This window comes from Chloroflexus aurantiacus J-10-fl (assembly GCF_000018865.1).
GTDB classification, from domain to species: domain Bacteria; phylum Chloroflexota; class Chloroflexia; order Chloroflexales; family Chloroflexaceae; genus Chloroflexus; species Chloroflexus aurantiacus.
Genome location: NC_010175.1, coordinates 551,831 through 568,857 on the forward strand (window position 1 = coordinate 551,831; position 17,027 = coordinate 568,857).

The 17,027-nt window shown below is 58.0% G+C and carries 15 protein-coding genes, 1 tRNA gene and 1 riboswitch; of the genes, 2 read left to right on the forward strand and 14 right to left on the reverse strand.

The annotated features are described in order from the left end of the window. Positions 1–341: 341 nt before the first annotated feature. From CAUR_RS02165 to CAUR_RS02185, 5 genes are all read right to left on the reverse strand, one after another. The gene (locus CAUR_RS02165; RefSeq protein WP_012256331.1) at positions 342–1,331 is read right to left on the reverse strand and encodes an ABC transporter substrate-binding protein; all 990 of its coding nucleotides are present in this window, start codon (positions 1,329–1,331) and stop codon (positions 342–344) included. Further along, complete coding sequence (locus tag CAUR_RS02170; RefSeq protein WP_012256332.1) at positions 1,331–2,149, reverse strand: ABC transporter permease; 819 nt, start codon at positions 2,147–2,149, stop codon at positions 1,331–1,333. Before CAUR_RS02170 ends, CAUR_RS02165 begins: the two co-directional genes overlap by 1 nt. Next, positions 2,142–2,435: a thiamine-binding protein gene (locus tag CAUR_RS02175; RefSeq protein ID WP_012256333.1), complete on the reverse strand. Its 294-nt coding sequence runs from the start codon at positions 2,433–2,435 to the stop codon at positions 2,142–2,144. The genes CAUR_RS02170 and CAUR_RS02175 overlap by 8 nt, the downstream gene beginning before the upstream one ends. Positions 2,436–2,515: 80 nt before the next feature. Continuing rightward, positions 2,516–2,631: riboswitch (TPP riboswitch) on the reverse strand. Between the two features lie 284 nt (positions 2,632–2,915). Further along, a tRNA-Ile gene (locus CAUR_RS02180) sits at positions 2,916–2,990 on the reverse strand. A 35-nt stretch (positions 2,991–3,025) separates the two neighbouring features. Then, positions 3,026–3,943, reverse strand: coding sequence for a class I SAM-dependent methyltransferase (locus CAUR_RS02185; RefSeq protein WP_242605028.1), 918 nt, complete (start codon positions 3,941–3,943; stop codon positions 3,026–3,028). On the opposite strand from CAUR_RS02185, the gene CAUR_RS02190 reads away from it, so the two are divergent. After that, positions 3,934–4,371 carry a phage holin family protein gene (locus tag CAUR_RS02190; RefSeq protein WP_012256335.1) on the forward strand — a complete coding sequence of 146 codons (438 nt, stop codon included), beginning with the start codon at positions 3,934–3,936 and terminating at the stop codon, positions 4,369–4,371. The genes CAUR_RS02185 and CAUR_RS02190 overlap by 10 nt on opposite strands. Positions 4,372–4,499: 128 nt before the next feature. Here CAUR_RS02190 and CAUR_RS02195 read toward each other — a convergent pair whose 3' ends face one another. The 6 genes from CAUR_RS02195 to CAUR_RS02220 all read right to left on the reverse strand — a co-directional run bounded on the left by CAUR_RS02195 (position 4,500) and on the right by CAUR_RS02220 (position 11,546). Beyond that, on the reverse strand, positions 4,500–6,383 hold the full coding sequence (locus tag CAUR_RS02195; RefSeq protein WP_012256336.1) for a hypothetical protein: 1,884 nt from the start codon (positions 6,381–6,383) through the stop codon (positions 4,500–4,502). Between the two features lie 15 nt (positions 6,384–6,398). Beyond that, positions 6,399–7,337, reverse strand: a complete 939-nt coding sequence (locus CAUR_RS02200) for a sortase (protein WP_012256337.1) — start codon at positions 7,335–7,337, stop codon at positions 6,399–6,401. Between the two features lie 138 nt (positions 7,338–7,475). Continuing rightward, on the reverse strand, positions 7,476–8,618 hold the full coding sequence (locus CAUR_RS02205; RefSeq protein WP_012256338.1) for a pyridoxal phosphate-dependent aminotransferase: 1,143 nt from the start codon (positions 8,616–8,618) through the stop codon (positions 7,476–7,478). A 3-nt stretch (positions 8,619–8,621) separates the two neighbouring features. Further along, positions 8,622–9,662: an LLM class F420-dependent oxidoreductase gene (locus CAUR_RS02210; RefSeq protein WP_012256339.1), complete on the reverse strand. Its 1,041-nt coding sequence runs from the start codon at positions 9,660–9,662 to the stop codon at positions 8,622–8,624. A gap of 51 nt (positions 9,663–9,713) precedes the next feature. Continuing rightward, on the reverse strand, positions 9,714–10,331 hold the full coding sequence (locus tag CAUR_RS02215) for an HAS-barrel domain-containing protein (RefSeq protein WP_012256340.1): 618 nt from the start codon (positions 10,329–10,331) through the stop codon (positions 9,714–9,716). 3 nt (positions 10,332–10,334) lie between these two features. Further along, on the reverse strand, positions 10,335–11,546 hold the full coding sequence (locus CAUR_RS02220) for a DNA double-strand break repair nuclease NurA (protein ID WP_012256341.1): 1,212 nt from the start codon (positions 11,544–11,546) through the stop codon (positions 10,335–10,337). 305 nt (positions 11,547–11,851) lie between these two features. Here CAUR_RS02220 and CAUR_RS02225 point away from each other — a divergent pair, with 305 nt between their 5' ends. Continuing rightward, complete coding sequence (locus tag CAUR_RS02225) at positions 11,852–13,168, forward strand: bifunctional folylpolyglutamate synthase/dihydrofolate synthase (RefSeq protein ID WP_012256342.1); 1,317 nt, start codon at positions 11,852–11,854, stop codon at positions 13,166–13,168. A gap of 48 nt (positions 13,169–13,216) precedes the next feature. On the opposite strand, the gene CAUR_RS02230 is transcribed toward CAUR_RS02225, so the two are convergent. From CAUR_RS02230 to CAUR_RS02240, 3 genes are all read right to left on the reverse strand, one after another. After that, complete coding sequence (locus CAUR_RS02230) at positions 13,217–14,005, reverse strand: ABC transporter permease (RefSeq protein ID WP_012256343.1); 789 nt, start codon at positions 14,003–14,005, stop codon at positions 13,217–13,219. Positions 14,006–14,133: 128 nt separating this feature from the next. Then, the gene (hflX, locus tag CAUR_RS02235; protein WP_012256344.1) at positions 14,134–15,471 is read right to left on the reverse strand and encodes a GTPase HflX; all 1,338 of its coding nucleotides are present in this window, start codon (positions 15,469–15,471) and stop codon (positions 14,134–14,136) included. A gap of 757 nt (positions 15,472–16,228) precedes the next feature. Beyond that, positions 16,229–16,531 (reverse strand): hypothetical protein, encoded by a 303-nt coding sequence (locus CAUR_RS02240; protein WP_012256345.1) that lies wholly within the window; start codon positions 16,529–16,531, stop codon positions 16,229–16,231. Positions 16,532–17,027: the final 496 nt, after the last annotated feature.

Consider the following 17,027-nt stretch of genomic DNA (forward strand, 5'->3'; position numbering starts at 1 on the left):
TGCTGTCTGATACAATGAGCCAGATAATCGTGACAAGAACGTATGTCGTCCCCGCGACCAACAGAGTAATCAGCGTGACCCGCGCCGGATCGTGAGCATGGCTACCGCACTCCAAACCCCACGACACGTGGATAACGAACGGGTAAGGCAACCAATCCAGCGCGTGATGGCAGCATACTGGGAGCAGGGTATACTGTCTCTGGTGATTGACAAACCATTCATAAGCCTATGCGATGGTCGGGTAGCACGACAGCCCAGCTCTTGTAAAAAATGTCACACCTGGACAGAGGGCAGTGGTGCGGAAGCTCTACTACCGCACCACATACCACCTCGTCACCTAACTAGGGCAGAAACTCATTGGTAAACGCCTTTTCCGGTTCGATCATGCGGGCAATCAGGTTACGCTCGGCCATCCATTGGGCATACGCTCGCCAGACTTCGAGCTTCTGTTCACCCCAGCGGGGAGCATCGGCCTGATACTGGGTAGCCAGATATTGCTGACTGCGGCGCACCAGTTCGGCATCAAGCTCAGGCGCGGCCTGCAACAGAATCTCGGCTGCTTCGGCGGGTCGATCAATGGCAAAGCGATAACCGGCACTCGTCGCAGCCAGGAAGCGACGCACCAGATCGGGTTGTTCGGCAATCATCTTTTCGCTGGTGATGATCACCGGGGTGTAGTAGTCGGGGATGCACTGCACGTCGTTCATCATCACAATGTTGAGCGGTACGCCGCGCACCTCGGCTTCGATGCCGGTCCAGCCCTTGAAAATCCAGACAAAATCGACTTCATCGCGTTCGGTTGCGACAAAAAAGTCGGAGCTACCGATGTCTACGAATTGCACCTGATCAAACTGATCGCCCACACCTGCGCATTCGAGCAGACCGCGAATCACTGCCTCTTCAATTGGCGAGCCGAATGCACCATATTTTTTGCCGATAAAATCGCGAGGACTGGTGATGCCCTCTTCCACCCGGCTGGCGAATCCGCTGGTGTTGTGCTGAATGATCGCGGCAATCGAGACAATCGGCACTCCTTCTACCCGCGCCTGGGTGACGCCTTCCTGATACGAGATGCCAAAATCGAGGCGACCGGCGGCCACAAGCTGCTCGACTGTACCACCCTCTTGCGCACCGAGAATCTCGACCTGCAACCCCTGATCCCTGTAATAACCTTGCGCCTGCGCCACGTACAGGCCGGTATGGTTCGTGTTCGGCGTCCAGTCCAAACCAACCCGCACAGTGGTCAACGGCGGCTCAGAAACTGCCGGTGTCGTCGCCGCACCACAGGCCGTCAGGATGACGATCAAACCTAAGAGTAACCATCTGCGCATCAACGTTCTCCTTTCCAGAAGACAATCCAACGTTCGAGGAGACTAACCAGCGTAAACAGGGCAATTGTGAGCAGTGACGTGACCAGCGCAGCCACGAAGACCTGATCGGTACGAAACGCACGCAGTGAGCGAGCGATGTAGACCCCCAATCCGGCACTGGCGCCGATCCATTCGGCGAGGACTGCCCCGATCACGCTGTAGGTAATGGAGACTTTGATCCCGGTGAAGATGGCCGGTAGCGCAGCCCGTAATCGCAAGAGGCGGAGTAGTTGCCAGTAGCTGGCTCCCATCGCCTCTAGCAGGCGGCGCTGATCACGGTCGGCACTTTGCAGGCCATCAATCGTATTGACCACAATCGGAAAGAAGGTAATCAGCGCTACGACCAGCACTTTCGGCAATAGTCCAAAGCCGAAGCCGACCACCAGCAGCGGCGCAATCGCGACAATCGGTACCGTCTGCGAGGTGACGAGCAGCGGATAGATCGCTCGCCGCAGGACGGGCGAGGCGTCGAGGGCAATCCCCAGGCTAAAGCCGGCAACCAGTGCCAGCGCGAAGCCAGGGATGGTCACCGTCAACGTCGCCAGCGTGTGACCGGCCAGCACCGGCAGACTGGCGAACAACGTGCGGACGATCCGCGAGGGTGGCGGCAGCAGCCAGTCGGGGATCGCGAAAAACCAGACCAGTCCCTCCCACAGAAGCAGCAGGCTGATGACGAGCAATGTCGGCGGGCCATACTCGAACAGACCGGCCCGCCACGAAGGACGCACTGCTACCGTGACCGGCGTCGCAGGCATCGATTGCGAGACATCGTCACTCATACTTAGCCAGCTTTTCGGCGATTGATGATCCATTGGGGTCGTAATCCACCTTGATGAGGGTAAAGACGCGACTGGCGCCGGCTGCCAGCACCGCCTCTTGCGCCTGTTTGATCACCGCCATAATTGCATCGTAATCGCCTTCAATCGTCGTTTCCATCGGGCAGACACGGTAGGTCAGACCGCTGGCGGCAACGACCGCAATCGCGGCATCCACGGCAGCATACGTCGTCGCCTTATCAGGTAATCCGCCGGGCAACACTTCAAAACTTACCGTTACCGACGCCATCGCTGAACTCCTTTCCCATCTCACAACCAACCAAACCACGTACAAACAAAAACCGCCATTCCAGCGCTGAGGAATGACGGGGTATCATCAATACGCCTTCCCTCCGCTGGCATAACCCAGATCAGGTTCAAAGGGTCAGCGGCATCAATCGGGCCGCACTCTCAGCCGGGCTTACCCGGCTCCCCTGGCAGCGCGTATGCGCTTTTGCAGTTTGAGAGGAATGATAGAAGGAAGTGGTACGGATGTCAAGCGGAGGAAATAGGGGATAGAAGATAGAAGATAGAAGATAGGAGATAGGGTAGAGGAGAGAGGAAATAGGAGAGAGGAGGTGGGAGGTAGGGGAGAGGGGTTATGAGTTGGTGATAGGCTGGGATTGTGTTGCGGCCCGGTATGCACGAACGGTAGCAGCCAGCGCCCGGCTGGCGCGGTGCTGCGGGGGTAGAGAGTAAAAAAACAGGCGACCGCACTATCGGTCGCCTTTGGTGGGCCGCCTCGGATTCGAACCGAGAACCTGTCGGTTATGAGCCGATTGCTCTGCCGTTGAGCTAGCGGCCCGTCAGCCCTATTATAGCCAGAGATCGGCCCTGTCGTCAATTCAGCGGACGCCGGCCAACTACCAGTAACATCGAACGTGTCGGCGGAATCGCTGCGGTGAGGGCGAAGAAGAGTGCTTTTGCCAGCACGCGATGGGGGGCACGCAGCAATCGGCCTGCTTCAAGACCGACCCGCTCCCACGGCGCCTCGAACCGGCGCGACTCAATCCGAAAACCGGCCTGCTCAACCAGCCAGGTCAACTCTTCCATCGTGTAGGTGCGGCTGTGGGTGGTATAGCGCGCCTCACCCTCTAACAGCATCTGATGACGAAACTCCTCACGAGTACTCAGACTCTGCCAGAGCAGCATGCGCAGGATTGCCCGCGCCCGGCTTTTCAGATACAGCTCGTTCGGGGTAGTGATCAACACCCGACCACCGGGACGGAGCACGCGATAAAACTCGCGCAAGATCGGCAGCGGTGAATAGACCATGTGCTCGATGACTTCCGAGAAAACAACCCAATCGAAGCTGGTATCAGGGTAAGGGAGCGGCTCCCGTTCCAGGTTCACCTGGCGCACCTCGACCCCCAACCGATCCCAGAGCGCTTTGCGGGTAAAGGGGTCGAGATCGGCACCGCTGACCTGAAAGCCGGCACCCACCAGCAGCTCGGTGAAATGGCCGGGTGTGACCCCTACCTCAAGCACACGCGCACCATTGGCCGGACCCATCGCCTGCAACATTGCGGCAAACCGATAGCGGTGCAGCCGAAAATACGCCTCTTTACCATCAGCCCGCGCACTCTGTTCGACACGGGCAAATAATGCGGACTGGTCAACTTTTGTCATTGTCTGTTCGTCAATCATCATAGCGGTTGTCACCACACGTAACGCCGCGCCGTATAGTATCATACTCACGGCAGATGAGCGAGTCGTACCGATTTGTACAGAGATGGAAGGAGCAAGTCGTGAATTCATCACCTCCATCCTCACAACCATCACGCATTGACTATAGCCGGCTCTTCTTGCGCTGGCTCATCTATTCGCTGGCCATCTTTGCCGCGGTCTGGATCGTGCCGGGGATCGAGTTCAGCGGGCCGGGGTGGCAGATTGGCATTGTCGCTCTGCTGTTTGGGCTACTCAATGCCTTGCTGCGTCCACTGCTCTACCTGCTGACCTGTCCGCTCGTTATTCTCACGCTCGGTCTGTTTGGTCTGGTGATTAACGCCCTGTTACTTGGCCTGACCTCAGCCCTGGCCGATCAGCTCGGTATCGCCTTCACGGTTGATGGGTTCTGGCCGGCATTCTTCGGCGGCCTGGTCATCGCTATCGTCAGCACGACCCTGCAATACCTTGCCGGAGACGTGCAGGTGCGGATTATGGTAGAGCGCCGACCACCAGAGTAGATAGGGGTAGGAGGCAAGTATTTGAGCTACTTGGTTATTATGATTATTTCATCCTGATCATCTGATCAGTTCAACAGACAGGGCGCACAGCCGTGCGCCCTTACTCTACCCCCTACCTTCCCCCGCTGTCAAAGCCGCTCGCGAGCACGGTGCAGTCGGATGGTGCGGGTTAGCAGGGTTGCGCCGAGCAACAGCACACCCAGGAACGGAATGCCGGCGCTGGTGTTTGGCAGCGGTGCCTGACCGCCACTTGCGCCCCCTGCCGCCGGCGGTGTTGTGGTCGGCGTGGTTGTCACGGCTGGCGGCGCACCTCCACCCAGCACAATATCAGGTGTTGCGGTTGCCGTAGCCGTGGCCGGTGCAGAGGTTGCGGTTGTGCCAGCTGTCGGCGAAACGACCGTCGCGGTGAGTGTGGCCGGTGCACGGGTTGCGGTTGCGGTTGCCGTTGCTACCTGTTGTCCACCAACCACCAGCACCGTACTGATGTTCGAGAAGACCGGTCGGCTGAGGTCGCGTTGGTTGGCCTGCGCCTGTACGACGAGGAGGGTACCGGCAGCCACATCTGAGCGAATGCGGGTAGCGATGGTCACCTCAACCCGTTCACCGGGTGCTAAGTCTGGCGCAAGGTATGTTACCGTCTGACCGTTGATCGTCGGATCGGCGCCCCGGCTCGCGTTTGCGCCCAGCACCTGGAGATTCGAGGGCATGACGCTGCGCAGGCTTACGGCACTCACCGTCTGCGCCGGGTGGGTGTTACCGAGCACAATGGTAAACACAATGTCTTGCCCGGCGTAAGCACTTCCCCAATCGCTGGCGAGCCGTAGGAGCAGATCACTCTCAGCGAACGCAGCCGGCGCCGGCGGCTCGGTTGGTGTTGGTGAAGCAGCCGGGGTTGGCGTGTTCGTTGGCGGTGCCGGCGGACGTGGCCGTGGTGTCGCCGTTGGCCGTGGCGCAACTGTTGCTACCGGTGCCGGTGGTGGTGGCTCGGTGGGTAAGACTACCGGCGGCGGTGGTGCAGTTGGTGTCGGCGGTGATGTTGGCGCCGGTAGTGGTTCGGTCGGACGCGGCGGTGGCGGTGGTGATGTCGGACGCGGTGGTGATGTTGGCTGAACGACCGGTGTGTTCGTGGCCGTTGGGGTCGATGTCGTAGAGACAGGTGTTGGCGTCACCGATGTGGCAGTTGGGGTGTTGGTGGCAGTACTAGTAGCCGTTACTGTCGGTGTTTCAGTTGGAGAACTGGTAGGGACAGTCCCCCCGGCAACAGTTACATTCACCACATTGGAAACCCCGACCTGCAAGCTACCCTGTTCCAACACAGCCTGGTTGGGAATAATTGACCCTTCCGTTGCCGATGCACGTACCCGCACCTGTAACGTCACCGACGCCGGGTTGAATCGACTTACCGTCAGGGTGCAGAGTACGGTCTGGCCTGGAAAACATGTTCCCCCAAAAGCGGACGCCTCTATTAGTTCCAGATTTGCATCCAGTACATCGCGTAAGGTGAGCGTAATCGGGCTATCACTCTGCGTTGTAACCGCCAGACTGTAGCTGAATGATTGCCCGATATTGACAGTGCTCAATGAAGCAAATTTGTTTACACGGGTCGTACCCGGTGTTGGCGAAGGGGTAAGTGTTGGGAGTGATGTATTGGTCGGGGTGACCGTCACCCCGGTGGGGGTGACCGTTTCCCCGGTCGGGGTGACCGTCACCCCGGTCGGGATATTGGTCGGTGTGAGTGTATTGGTCGGCACCGGCGAACCCGGTGTAGCCGTCGCCAGTGGAGTAAATGTCGGTGGTCGTTGTTCGAGGCTGACTGGCGTTTCGGTCGCAGCCATTAGTTCCTGAGCAGGAGCAACCGGTGGCCTGATCCAGTTCAGCCCTTCCAGTGTGAGCGGCACCACGATCATCAACACACTCACCGTAATCGCCATGATCTCCCAGATTGTCCATGGTGCCGGTGCGCGTCCACGACCGGGAGGGAGTCTGGTTGCAGGTGACGGCTTTGGTGGCATACGATCTCCTCAATCTCAACTGAGTGGACGCGAATCGACCAGATCGGCAATGACGACCAGGCGCTGCGTGTCCCAGTTGGTACAGGTTATCAGGGTCAAAACAGGGGTCGGTGTCGGATCCATCACTTCAACCTGGGTCGGCCAGACGTTACGCATCTCGCGCACTCGGTAGCGGTATACCCAACCGCCCGCCTCCAGCAATATCTCATCACCAGGACGCAGTGCCGGCAGATCACGAAACACAGCGCCACGCAAGCCGGCATGTCCGGCCAGCACGGTATTGCCCGTCGTGCCCGGTAGGGCCGTGCCGTGATGATAGCCGGCGGCATATTCAGCGACCTGCCACGCGCCATCAACGACAAAGACCTCGTACACCGGCGTGTCAAGCTGGATGCTGGGAATACGCAGTCGCTGCGGTCGCGGATCGGTTTTCGGCAGCGGTTTGACACTGGTCTGCGGGGCAAGGTAATCAGCCGGCTCAACCGCCAGACCAGGGTCGGTGAAGGGTAGTGCCGGCAGGTGCGGTGCGGCTGCCGGCGGTGCAACCGGGGCTGGTGGTGGTGATGTGATCTCCTCTGCCGGCGGTGCAACCGGGGCTGGCGGTGGCATGATCACCTCTGCCGGCTGGCTCTTGCCCTGCCAGGCTCGCCACCAGTCGCGGCCATAGCCGTCGATGAACCAGTAGGCAAAGACGATCACCATTGTGGCGAAGAGCAAGATTTCGGCGATGAGCAATGCGCGATCCACCCAATTGCGCAACAGGAAGCCGCGTAAGGCTTCTTCGCGATATGCATCCCGCGAACGCAGGCGCAGCGGACGAAACGGATCGCGCCGGGCAGGGAGATCGTTCAAGAGCAAATGTTGCAGCAGATCATTGTCACCGGTACGCTGTACCGGCGAGGACGAGGTTGACGACCGTTGACTGGCAGATCGGCGCTGCGAAAAAGTGGTCATTGTTTTACTGTCTCTGAAGCCAGTACCGGCAAGTCGATTGGAAGCATTATACACGACGATAGGATCATCTGCAATAGTCTGACCGATAGAATGAGCGATTCTCTACGATCAATCGTCGTCAAGTGTAAAAGAAAGTGTTTACGCCAACGCCGCACAGAGCCGTTCGACCCCCAACGCAAAGCGTTCAGGTTCGCAGAGTGCCGACAGCATGACATGGCAACCCGGCACGTCACCGTAGAAGTAGCCGGGATGGACAAAGACCCCGTGGTCGAGCAGGAAGAGCACCAGTGCCTCTTCGTCTTCCCACCCGTCAATGGCCGGGAAGAGATAGTAGCCGCCGGCAGGCGGTCGGGCACGGAGGCGCGGATGATCGGCAAACCGTTGCAGTGCCAGAGTCAGGTTTGCCCGTACCCGTTCGACCATCGCCTGTACGAACGGTTCGCCTTGAGCAAACAGGGTTGGCAAGAGATATTGACTCAGCGCATTCGCGCCCAGCAGGGTATCGTTTAACAGTTCCAGCCGGGCGGCAAACTGGCGAGCCGGCTGGTTGAGTGCGATCCAACCCAATTTCAGGTCGGGTAGGGCAAAGAGTTTCGAGATGCCGTTGAGGGTGAAGACCGGTAGCTCTGGATGGAGCGCCGCCAGGGGTGGCGTGGTCGGTGCAGCATAGGTAAACGGCGCAAAGACCTCGTCACAAATAACTGGAATACCCAGGAGATCGAGCGTCGCTATTGACGCATCGATGATGGCACCGGTTGGATTGTGGGGCGACACAATCAAAATCGCCCGTGTTCGCTCATCGGCCAGCCGACGAAGCGAACGGGCATTGATCCGCCAGTTTCGTTCTTCATCAAGCTGGTAGGAACGCAATTCGAGGTTGCGCATGGCAGCGAGGTACTCGAACAGTGGATAGGTGACATTCGGCACCAGCAGGTTGTCGCCGGGGTCGGCCAGCAATGCGAAGAGCAGGCTGTAGGCTTCGCTGGTGCTGGCCGTGAGAAAGACATCGTCGGGCGTCAGGATCAGGGGCGGCGAGCGGCGGGCGTAGTACGTTACGATGGCCGTGCGCGCTGCCAGATCGCCCCGTGGATCGGGATGGTAGCGGCGGGTTGACCAGTAGGGCGTGGCTGCATTCGCGAGGATGTCGGCAGGGAAGATCAATCCCTGCGTCGTCGGGTTGCTGCTGGTCAAATCGATCAGATCGCCACGCGCCATCCGAGCGCGCCGTGCCAGTTCGAGCCGAGTCGGGGTCAGATCGAGTTGTGAGAAGACACCAGCCATCGCCTACCGACCATTCAGTGACGTTGTCAGATGACGCCAGAAGTCATCTCGTTCCCCAGGAATAAACGGTATGTAGAGAGCGACTCGATCAAGCAGCCCTTCGTAGCGTTCCTTGAGGGCCGCCGGCAGATCGGCAGGATCGGCTTCGACGGCAAAGGTTGCTACCATGGTGTCATCGATCAGACCGGTCATCTCGGCCCAGCGCTGTTGGGCTGCCAGACGCGATAATTCTTCACCTACCGCATCCCATCCATGACAGGATAAAACGGCCCGGTAGGTTGGGGTTGAAGCGTAGAAGGCAATCTGCTGCCGCACCATTGCCCGCATCCGCTCGCGTTCGGTCTTGTCGTTCCCGGTGATGACGAGTGCGCTGCCGGCTATCGCACAGGCTGAGGGATCGCGACCGGCAGCCGTCGCGCCGGCGGCGATTTGCGGACGCAACACCTCGCGCAGGTAGCGGGCACTGGTCAGGGGATGGGCGTGAAAGCCATCGCACACCTCACCGGCCAGATGCGCCAGCCCGGTATTCACACCGGCGATATAGATCGGGATGTCGGGATGGGCGATAGGGCCAGGGCTGAAGAACGGCGTCATAAGTGTATGCTGGTAGTACTGGCCACGGTAATCGAGCTTCCCCCCGGTCTGCCAGCAGTGCCAGATGGCGCGTAGCGCACCGATATAATCGCGCAGCCGTCCGACGGGCGAATCCCATACGCTACTGAAGCGGCGTTCGATATGGGCTTTGACCTGGGTGCCCAGGCCGAGAACAAAACGCCCACCACTGAACCCGGCCAGGTCCCACGCAATCTGCGCCGTGACCATTGGGCTACGCGGGAATGCGATTGCCACTGCCGTGCCAATGGTTAACTGTTGCGTATGCTCGGCAGCGATGGTCAGAGCCAGAAACGGATTGTGCGCTGTTTCTGGTGCCCAGAGTGCGGCAAAACCGAGTGCTTCCGCAGCTTTTGCGACCTCCGCAGCACCGGGCAGTGGATTGGCATCAACCTGAAAGGCAGCATCGAGGAGGAGCATGGCTTTTTCCATTCATTCTCTTGCAAGGCGATCACAACTCTGTTAAGGAAGTGTCTTATCACATCAGGGACGCAAACGGTGCAGTAGTGCTGTCAACCGATCATAGTCATCTTTCAGCAACCGGGCAAGTTCACGACCGACCCGCACCAGGTAGGTCGGGCCATCACGTCGGGCCAGAGCAATCGTCCGTACCGCCGCTGTCAACAACTCGTCGGCGGGTAGGCCAGGTGCCAGCAACACAGTTCGCAAGAAGTCCAGATGATCACCAAACGCCGCTAATTCCTCGTTCGGACAAGGATACACCGAGTAGTGGACGGGTGGCGGTTGTGGTGGCAGGCGCTGGATCAAGCGCCCATGCAGGGTATAGCCGACAATCAACGCCGTAAATTCGGTTTGCAACACGACACTCAGATCGGGATGGGCGCGATAAATCTCGTCGTCGTACAAATAACGCCCGGTGTACGTTCGCCCGCGCACGATTGCCCGACCACCCGGCTCGCGACTGCCGGTATGAATATCGTAGATCAATCCGTAGACGTGCAATCCCTGATCGGTCGTGGTTGCCCGTACCAGTGATCCAAACGGTGGCGAGGCGAGGAGTTCATACGTCGCAGCCACGAAATGGATGGTTGACGACTCGATGACCTCGCCGATCCGACCATTCTGTGCTTCTGATTGCATAGGTTATCCCTGAATAAACTGCTTACGCTCACGCTTTGCCGAAACACCGGTTGGTACCTCAGCCTGGCGCAAAACCCCGGCTACCATCTGCTCGAAGACCCGCCGCTCGGCACTGCGAATGACAGCCTGTTCGTGGGCACGTTGCAATACGACCGGATAGCCCTGACCGCGCATTGCCTGATCGTACACCAGAGCATGCACCTGTGCAACCATATCTGGTTGGCCGGCAACCCACGCCGGTATTTCGATCCGCGCCAGCTCGCGCCCAATCCGCAGGAAGAAGAAATGTATTTGATGATCGCCATACCCTTCGATGCTGATCCGACTCCACGAGCGAAAGATCGGGCTGCGCTCACCTTCTTGCAATCTGGTGGCAAAGAGATCGGCATCGATTACATCCTGGCAAATCATGCACGATGGCGTCTTGCCTTGTTTCGCATCACTACACTGCGCACAATTTGCCCCGCGCTGCGCGGGCACATTCACATCCGGGCAGAACATCAGTCGCATTAGTCCCATCACCTCCGGCGAGCGGGTGCGACTGATATACGATGCTACCGGGATACCGATCTTCCGCATCTGCTCCAGGTAATTAAGGTACTGACCTAAAAAATGATCACGGATGAACTCGTCGGCATTTGCCAGTGCCCAACGGATTAATGTGCCATCCTGGAGCGCCAGCCGGGGAATGGTTGTATCGTTGAGGTACATTGCCGCAAACCGGCCTAATGCCACGCCCTCTTCGACATCACGACGCACGCTTAACACAGCCCCCTCTACCGGGATACGACGAGTATCCTCGTGAAGGTACAGGTCGTCCTCGCTGAAATAGAGCCGTGGTGACGACTCCAGGTACGCTTCCGGGTGCGCACCGTAGCGCAGGTAGACCTGGCCGATGTTGATCAGGTAGCAACTGACCTCGCCATGCCGATCCACATCAATATGCGAGCCGTCAGTGGCCACGACCGCATAATCGGTAGGAAGGGTCTCTATCCGACCGATGGTATCGAGCGGTTCAACCGGTTCGGCCAGCAACCAGTGCGCCGAGGTTGCACTGAGGCGCACAGCATCCGCCCAACGCTGCTCATACCCCACCTCGTTCAGATAGCGTGTGGCAATCTGTGCCATCCGCGTCTCTCGTTGTGCAACCGAACGGGCGGCATTTTGCCCCATTGCCCGCAATTGTTCACTCAGCGCAGCCAGATTGAGTGTCATCGCTCTCCTCCGCTCACCTGTTCGTGTCGTTCAGCATAGACGATATGACGCAGCTTGTCAATCTCGTTCCGCCCCTCTCTGGATGTGCCTGCACGTGCAGGAGCAATATTCAGCGCCAGTTGTGCTCTGCTCCCTGGCACAGGGCGAAGGTTTGCCCCGGCGCACCCTACGGCTGATGTCACTGACGGATCGCGAGCAATGCCATCTCAGACCACCACCACCTTCCGGTCAATGGTATGATGGATCAATAAATTGTTGCGGTTACCGGCTGGTTCCGGGCAAGCACAGGGCAGGAAAAGCAGGATATGCAGATTACAACCTATCAGGAAGCTCTCGATTACATCTACAGTTTTATCGATCCTACTCGTCAGGGGTCACCCGATCCGGCGATTGCGGCGCGATCGCTGGCCCGGCTCAGGGCATTACTAGACATTGCCGGGAATCCACATCAACAACTGGCGGCGGTTGTCGTTGCCGGTACCAAAGGGAAGGGGAGTACCTGCGCCTTGATTGAAGCTATGGCTCGCGCCGCCGGTTTACGGGTGGGTTTATGGACATCGCCCCACCTTAGCTCGTATCGCGAACGCATCCAGATTGATCGCGAACCGATCTCTCAGGCGACGCTGATTCAGCTTGTGCGGGATGTGCAACCGATTGTTGACGCCTTTGACACCGCTACCTACGGTCGTCCCAGTACGTTTGACATTGGGTTTGTGATGGCGATGCGCCATTTTGTAGCAGCTCACGTCGATCTGGCGGTCGTTGAGGTCGGTCTGGGGGGTCGTTTCGATGCTGCGGCGACCATTACTCCACTCATCGCGGTGATCTCGTCGATCAGCTACGACCACATGGCGATTCTGGGGCCAACGCTGCACGACATTGCCTACAACAAAGCGGGTATTATGCGGCCAGGCCGACCGGCGATTACCGTACCACAACACCCGGAAGCAGCCGCTGTCTTCGCCGCCGAAGCCCAGACGGTCGGTGCCCCGCTCTGGCTGGCCGCTGAACACACGGTTGAACCGTGGCTGGCGTCTGGTCAACCGCTCACCTATCCGGCCCCACCGCAACCGGGGCGCTTGCGCGGTGGCTTCCAGCGCGAAAATGCTCGTCTGGCAATGGGGACTGCCCTGCTGTTGCGTGATCAGGGAGTGCCGATTGATGACCAGGCCATCCGGCGTGGTCTCGCCGAAGCCTGGTGGCCGGGACGTTTCGAGTTGATTGCCGGCCCGCCCCGTATCCTTATCGACGGCGCCCACAACGGCGACTCGGCGCAGAAATTGTGGCAGGCCATTAGCGACGAGCTACCGCATCGGCAGTTTATTCTCGTGCTCGGTACCTCGCGCGATAAAGACATTGCGGCTATCGCCGCTGCCCTGGCACCGCAGGCAGCCCACGTGATTATCACCCGCTCGAACCACCCCAAAGCGATGGATCTCGACCGGATTGCCGCCGAGGTTGCCCCCTTTACCAACGCACCAATGCAGATTGTGCCGGTCGTGGCTGAAGCGCTGGCGACCGCGCAGGCGCTGGCGGAACAGGACGATCTGATTTGTGTCACCGGCTCGCTGTTCGTCGTCGGCGCAGCCCGTGAAGCCCTGGGCCTGGCGGTCGCAGACTGAGGGTAAGCGGTTGGTAGCGGCGGGTTGTTCAGCGGTGACGCAGCAGCGCTACGACGAAGCGCTGGTATACGAGCGCAGACCAACCCGCCAGAAAGCGCGTGACGCCAGCAAGAGGATACCGGCGATAATCGGCGCCAGTAACAGATAGAAGGGATCGAGTAAGCCGATTAAGGCTGCCGCCGGAAAGGTGGTCAAAAAGGCAATCGGAATCACGAAGGTCAGCACCAGACGCAACCACTGGCTGTACGCTGTCACCGGAAAACGACCGGTTTCATAGATCGCAGTGAGCAGCTCGGTGACATTCTCGACCTGTACCAGCCAGAAGGCGGTGGTGACCAGCAACATCCAGATCGCATACGCGATCACCATACCGCAGGCCAGCAAGAAGAGGAAGGCAAGGAGCTGGAATGGCGTCGGCCAGATTTGACCAAGCCAGAGACCGTAGATAATCAGACCGAAGCCGACCAGAAAATCAGGCAACACCATCAGATTGATCTGGCGCAGGGACGCCATAAACTGGCTATCAACCGGCTTCACCAGCACAAAATCCAGCGTTCCCTTTTGAATGTGTTCTACGATCCGGGTGATGTTGGGCCGCATGATCCCGTCAATCAAACCCTCAAAAATGCGGAACATGCCGACCACCAGCAGCGCCTGGGGCAGCGTCCAGCCACCGAGGGTACCGGTAAATTGAAAAAAGACCAGCGTGCCCAGCACACCCCACAACAACCAGAGCACACTTTGGAAGAGCGAGGTCAAAAAGTTGACCCGATACTCTAGCGCGATTTGTAAACTGTTATGCACAAAGAGAACAAACAGGCGGAGATAGCGCAGCATAACCGGCCAGATTGTCTAATCGGTACACATCACGATAACGCAGAACGCACGTCAATCGTCGAACCACATCCCACAATTGACGTGCATTCTGCTTCATTACCCAGAGCGGGTACAGACCGTTTTTCCACTCACAACGAGCTACGGGCAAAGCGGGCAAACTGGGGAGCGAGCGCCGGAGGCAAGCGCCCGACGATATGGGCACCATCACCCTCAAACTCCTCCACCTCAATAACGCCGCGCTGCCGCCAGAGCGCAACCAGATCGTTCCGCTGGTAGGGAATATAGGCATCAACCCGCACCATACGCTGGGCCAGCATCGCCACAATGCGCTCACCCAACGTTTGCAGCCCCCACCCTCGTTGGGCCGAAACAGCGACAATATCGGTTGGCAAACCCATCTCAGCCGCAATCTGCCCGACATCCTCCGCCGTCGCCCCTTCGAGCAAGTCAATCTTATTGAGCACGGTCAAAACCGGCTTGTGATCCACCCCCAACTCCCGCAGCGTCTGCTCAACCGTTTGGGCGTGTTCCTGGGCATTGCGATGCGTGACATCAACCACGTGCAGCAGGAGATCCGCCTCCTCGATCTCCTCCAGCGTAGCCCGAAACGCAGCCACGAGCTGCGGCGGGAGCTTCTGGATGAAACCGACCGTATCGGTCATCAACGCCACAATATTGCCGGGCAACAGCACCTGGCGGGTGGTTGGGTCGAGCGTGGCGAACAGCTTATCCTCTGCCAGCACGTCAGCCCCGGTCATTGCATTAAGCAGCGTGCTCTTGCCGGCGTTGGTATAGCCAACAAGGGCAATCACCGGAATACCGGTTTGCCGCCGGCGCTGGCGGTACAATTCCCGGTGGCGGTGAACATCGGCCAACTGATCTTTCAACCACGCAATCCGCCGCTCGATCAACCGGCGGTCAATTTCAAGCTGCGTCTCACCAGGGCCACGGAGACCAACCACACCACCTGCCGCCGTACCACCGGTACCGGCCTGACGTTCAAGGTGCGTCCACTGACGACGCAGACGCGGCAGCAGATACTGGTACTGCGCCAGCTCAACCTGAAGCCGCCCTTCGTGAGTACGCGCATGGCGGGCAAAGATATCCAGAATCAACCCCGTGCGATCAATGACCTGGGTCTGAAGCTCTTCTTCGAGGTTACGGGTCTGCGCCGGACTGAGTTCATCATCGAACACGATCAGGTCGGCCTGCGTCTGCTCGCGCAACGCAGCCACCTCTTTGACCTTACCGGGGCCGATGAAAAACTTTGGTTGTGGTTCGGGCAGACGTTGGAAAATACGACCGACCACCTCTAGCTCCGCCGTCTGCGCGAGCAACGCCAGCTCATCGAGCGAGTCTTCGACCGGCCAGGGACTGCGCATGCTGGCAATTTCAGCCCCCACCAGCAATGCGCGTCGGCGTGGTACAGCCGTTGGGTATAAGCGTTTTCCGTCGTGGGTGCGCAACTCGTTAATAGCTGTCTCCTTTGACTAAATATGACGATATAACTGTTACCTGGATTATAGCACTGTTTGGTTTGCATCTTCAAGACCTGCGGTCGGCATTCCTCCCCCGGCGGCAGCCGATCCGCACCTGGCCCTGGTGCAACAATCTCAATATAGCATCCGCCGAACCCGATGTTAACCTTCTACGGACGGATGTTACTCATAATGATCGGAGCCGACCCCATCCAGGCCCCAATAGAGCAACTCGCTATAGCATGCGCGTACATAGCCAGCGCTGCCCGTCCATATGGAGAGGGTGGAAGCCGTGTTGGCGCCAGTTCAGGGGCGGATAGAATGTTTGATCTAATGCGCTTTCTGCCTCATCAGGAAGCTGCCGGGCAGATTTTTGCCACACTTCGCCTGCAAATGTGTTCCCGTGGAATGTAGTCGCCTGAAGCAACGGCGAGCAAGGGTTAGAACTTCTTTCATAAAAAGCTGTGCTATCGCACTCTAATAACCATCTCCAGTACCATCACGCGCTGAATTGGTTGCCTTGTGCGCCCATCACCCGCGTGTTGCATCGTTTGGAGTACGGCAGCATGGCTGCCGCAGCAGCCGTGCTTACGATCCGGTGCATGGTACGCCGTTGACCCGGCTGGTCACGCAGATGTCGGGTGTGCTTCATGGAATCGGTCGGCAATGAATGAGATACCTTCATATGTAGATATTTTTTGAAACAGGTTCTGGTTTGGTCAAAACAATGTCGTTGTTTGCGACTTCATTGATATTCCAGAAATTCGCCATGCTCATCGAACATTGGCCGAGTTCTTCCTTCATTGATTTCGGTTTCAATCACATCTATCAATTCAGCCAGCTTGCTATCGTCAGTCGATGCGAACTGAGACTCCCATAAAGCTTCATCTGCCAGTATTTCTGAAAACATCTCTTCAGGTAGTGGATGCATCTTCAGGAATAGCGCAAATTGGTACAGTTGCATGACCTGCGCCATCGGTAGGGTAGTAGCGATGTCAGTAATAGCTTTTATCAAATCCGCTTGTGTCTGCTGAGTGTTTGTTGTCATTTTGTTAAATCCTCACAGCCATTCTACTATCTGCCTTCTCAAAGGTTGGAATGTTCAACTGCATCCTCGCAAATGATGTATCGTGTTATCAAAAAATCGTGCTGTTATTATTCAGTGTTTCCTTAGCCGATGTCTACGCTTCGGTCAGTTGAGCTAACCCAAGTTGCCGCCTACGCTGTGAGCAGGCCACGTAAGCTGACTGCTATAATGAACAGCACGACGCTGCACACAACACCGTGAGGCGTAAACGTATGAACCATGTGGGTAGTAGCCAATTCCCATAGCCGCACGACTTCGCGCTTTGATGTAGCCACTCGGATTATGCCCATCCTCTGTGTCCTCTGTGCCTCTGTGTTGATAAAGGTGGCAACTTGGATTAAGCTAACAACTTCAGCTCACCGGCAACGCACGCCAGCGCGGTGCAGTTGTTGGGCATAAGTATGTTCCGTCATTAGTTCGCCACTTGTCAACAGGTATCTCCTTTAAGCTGATGCCA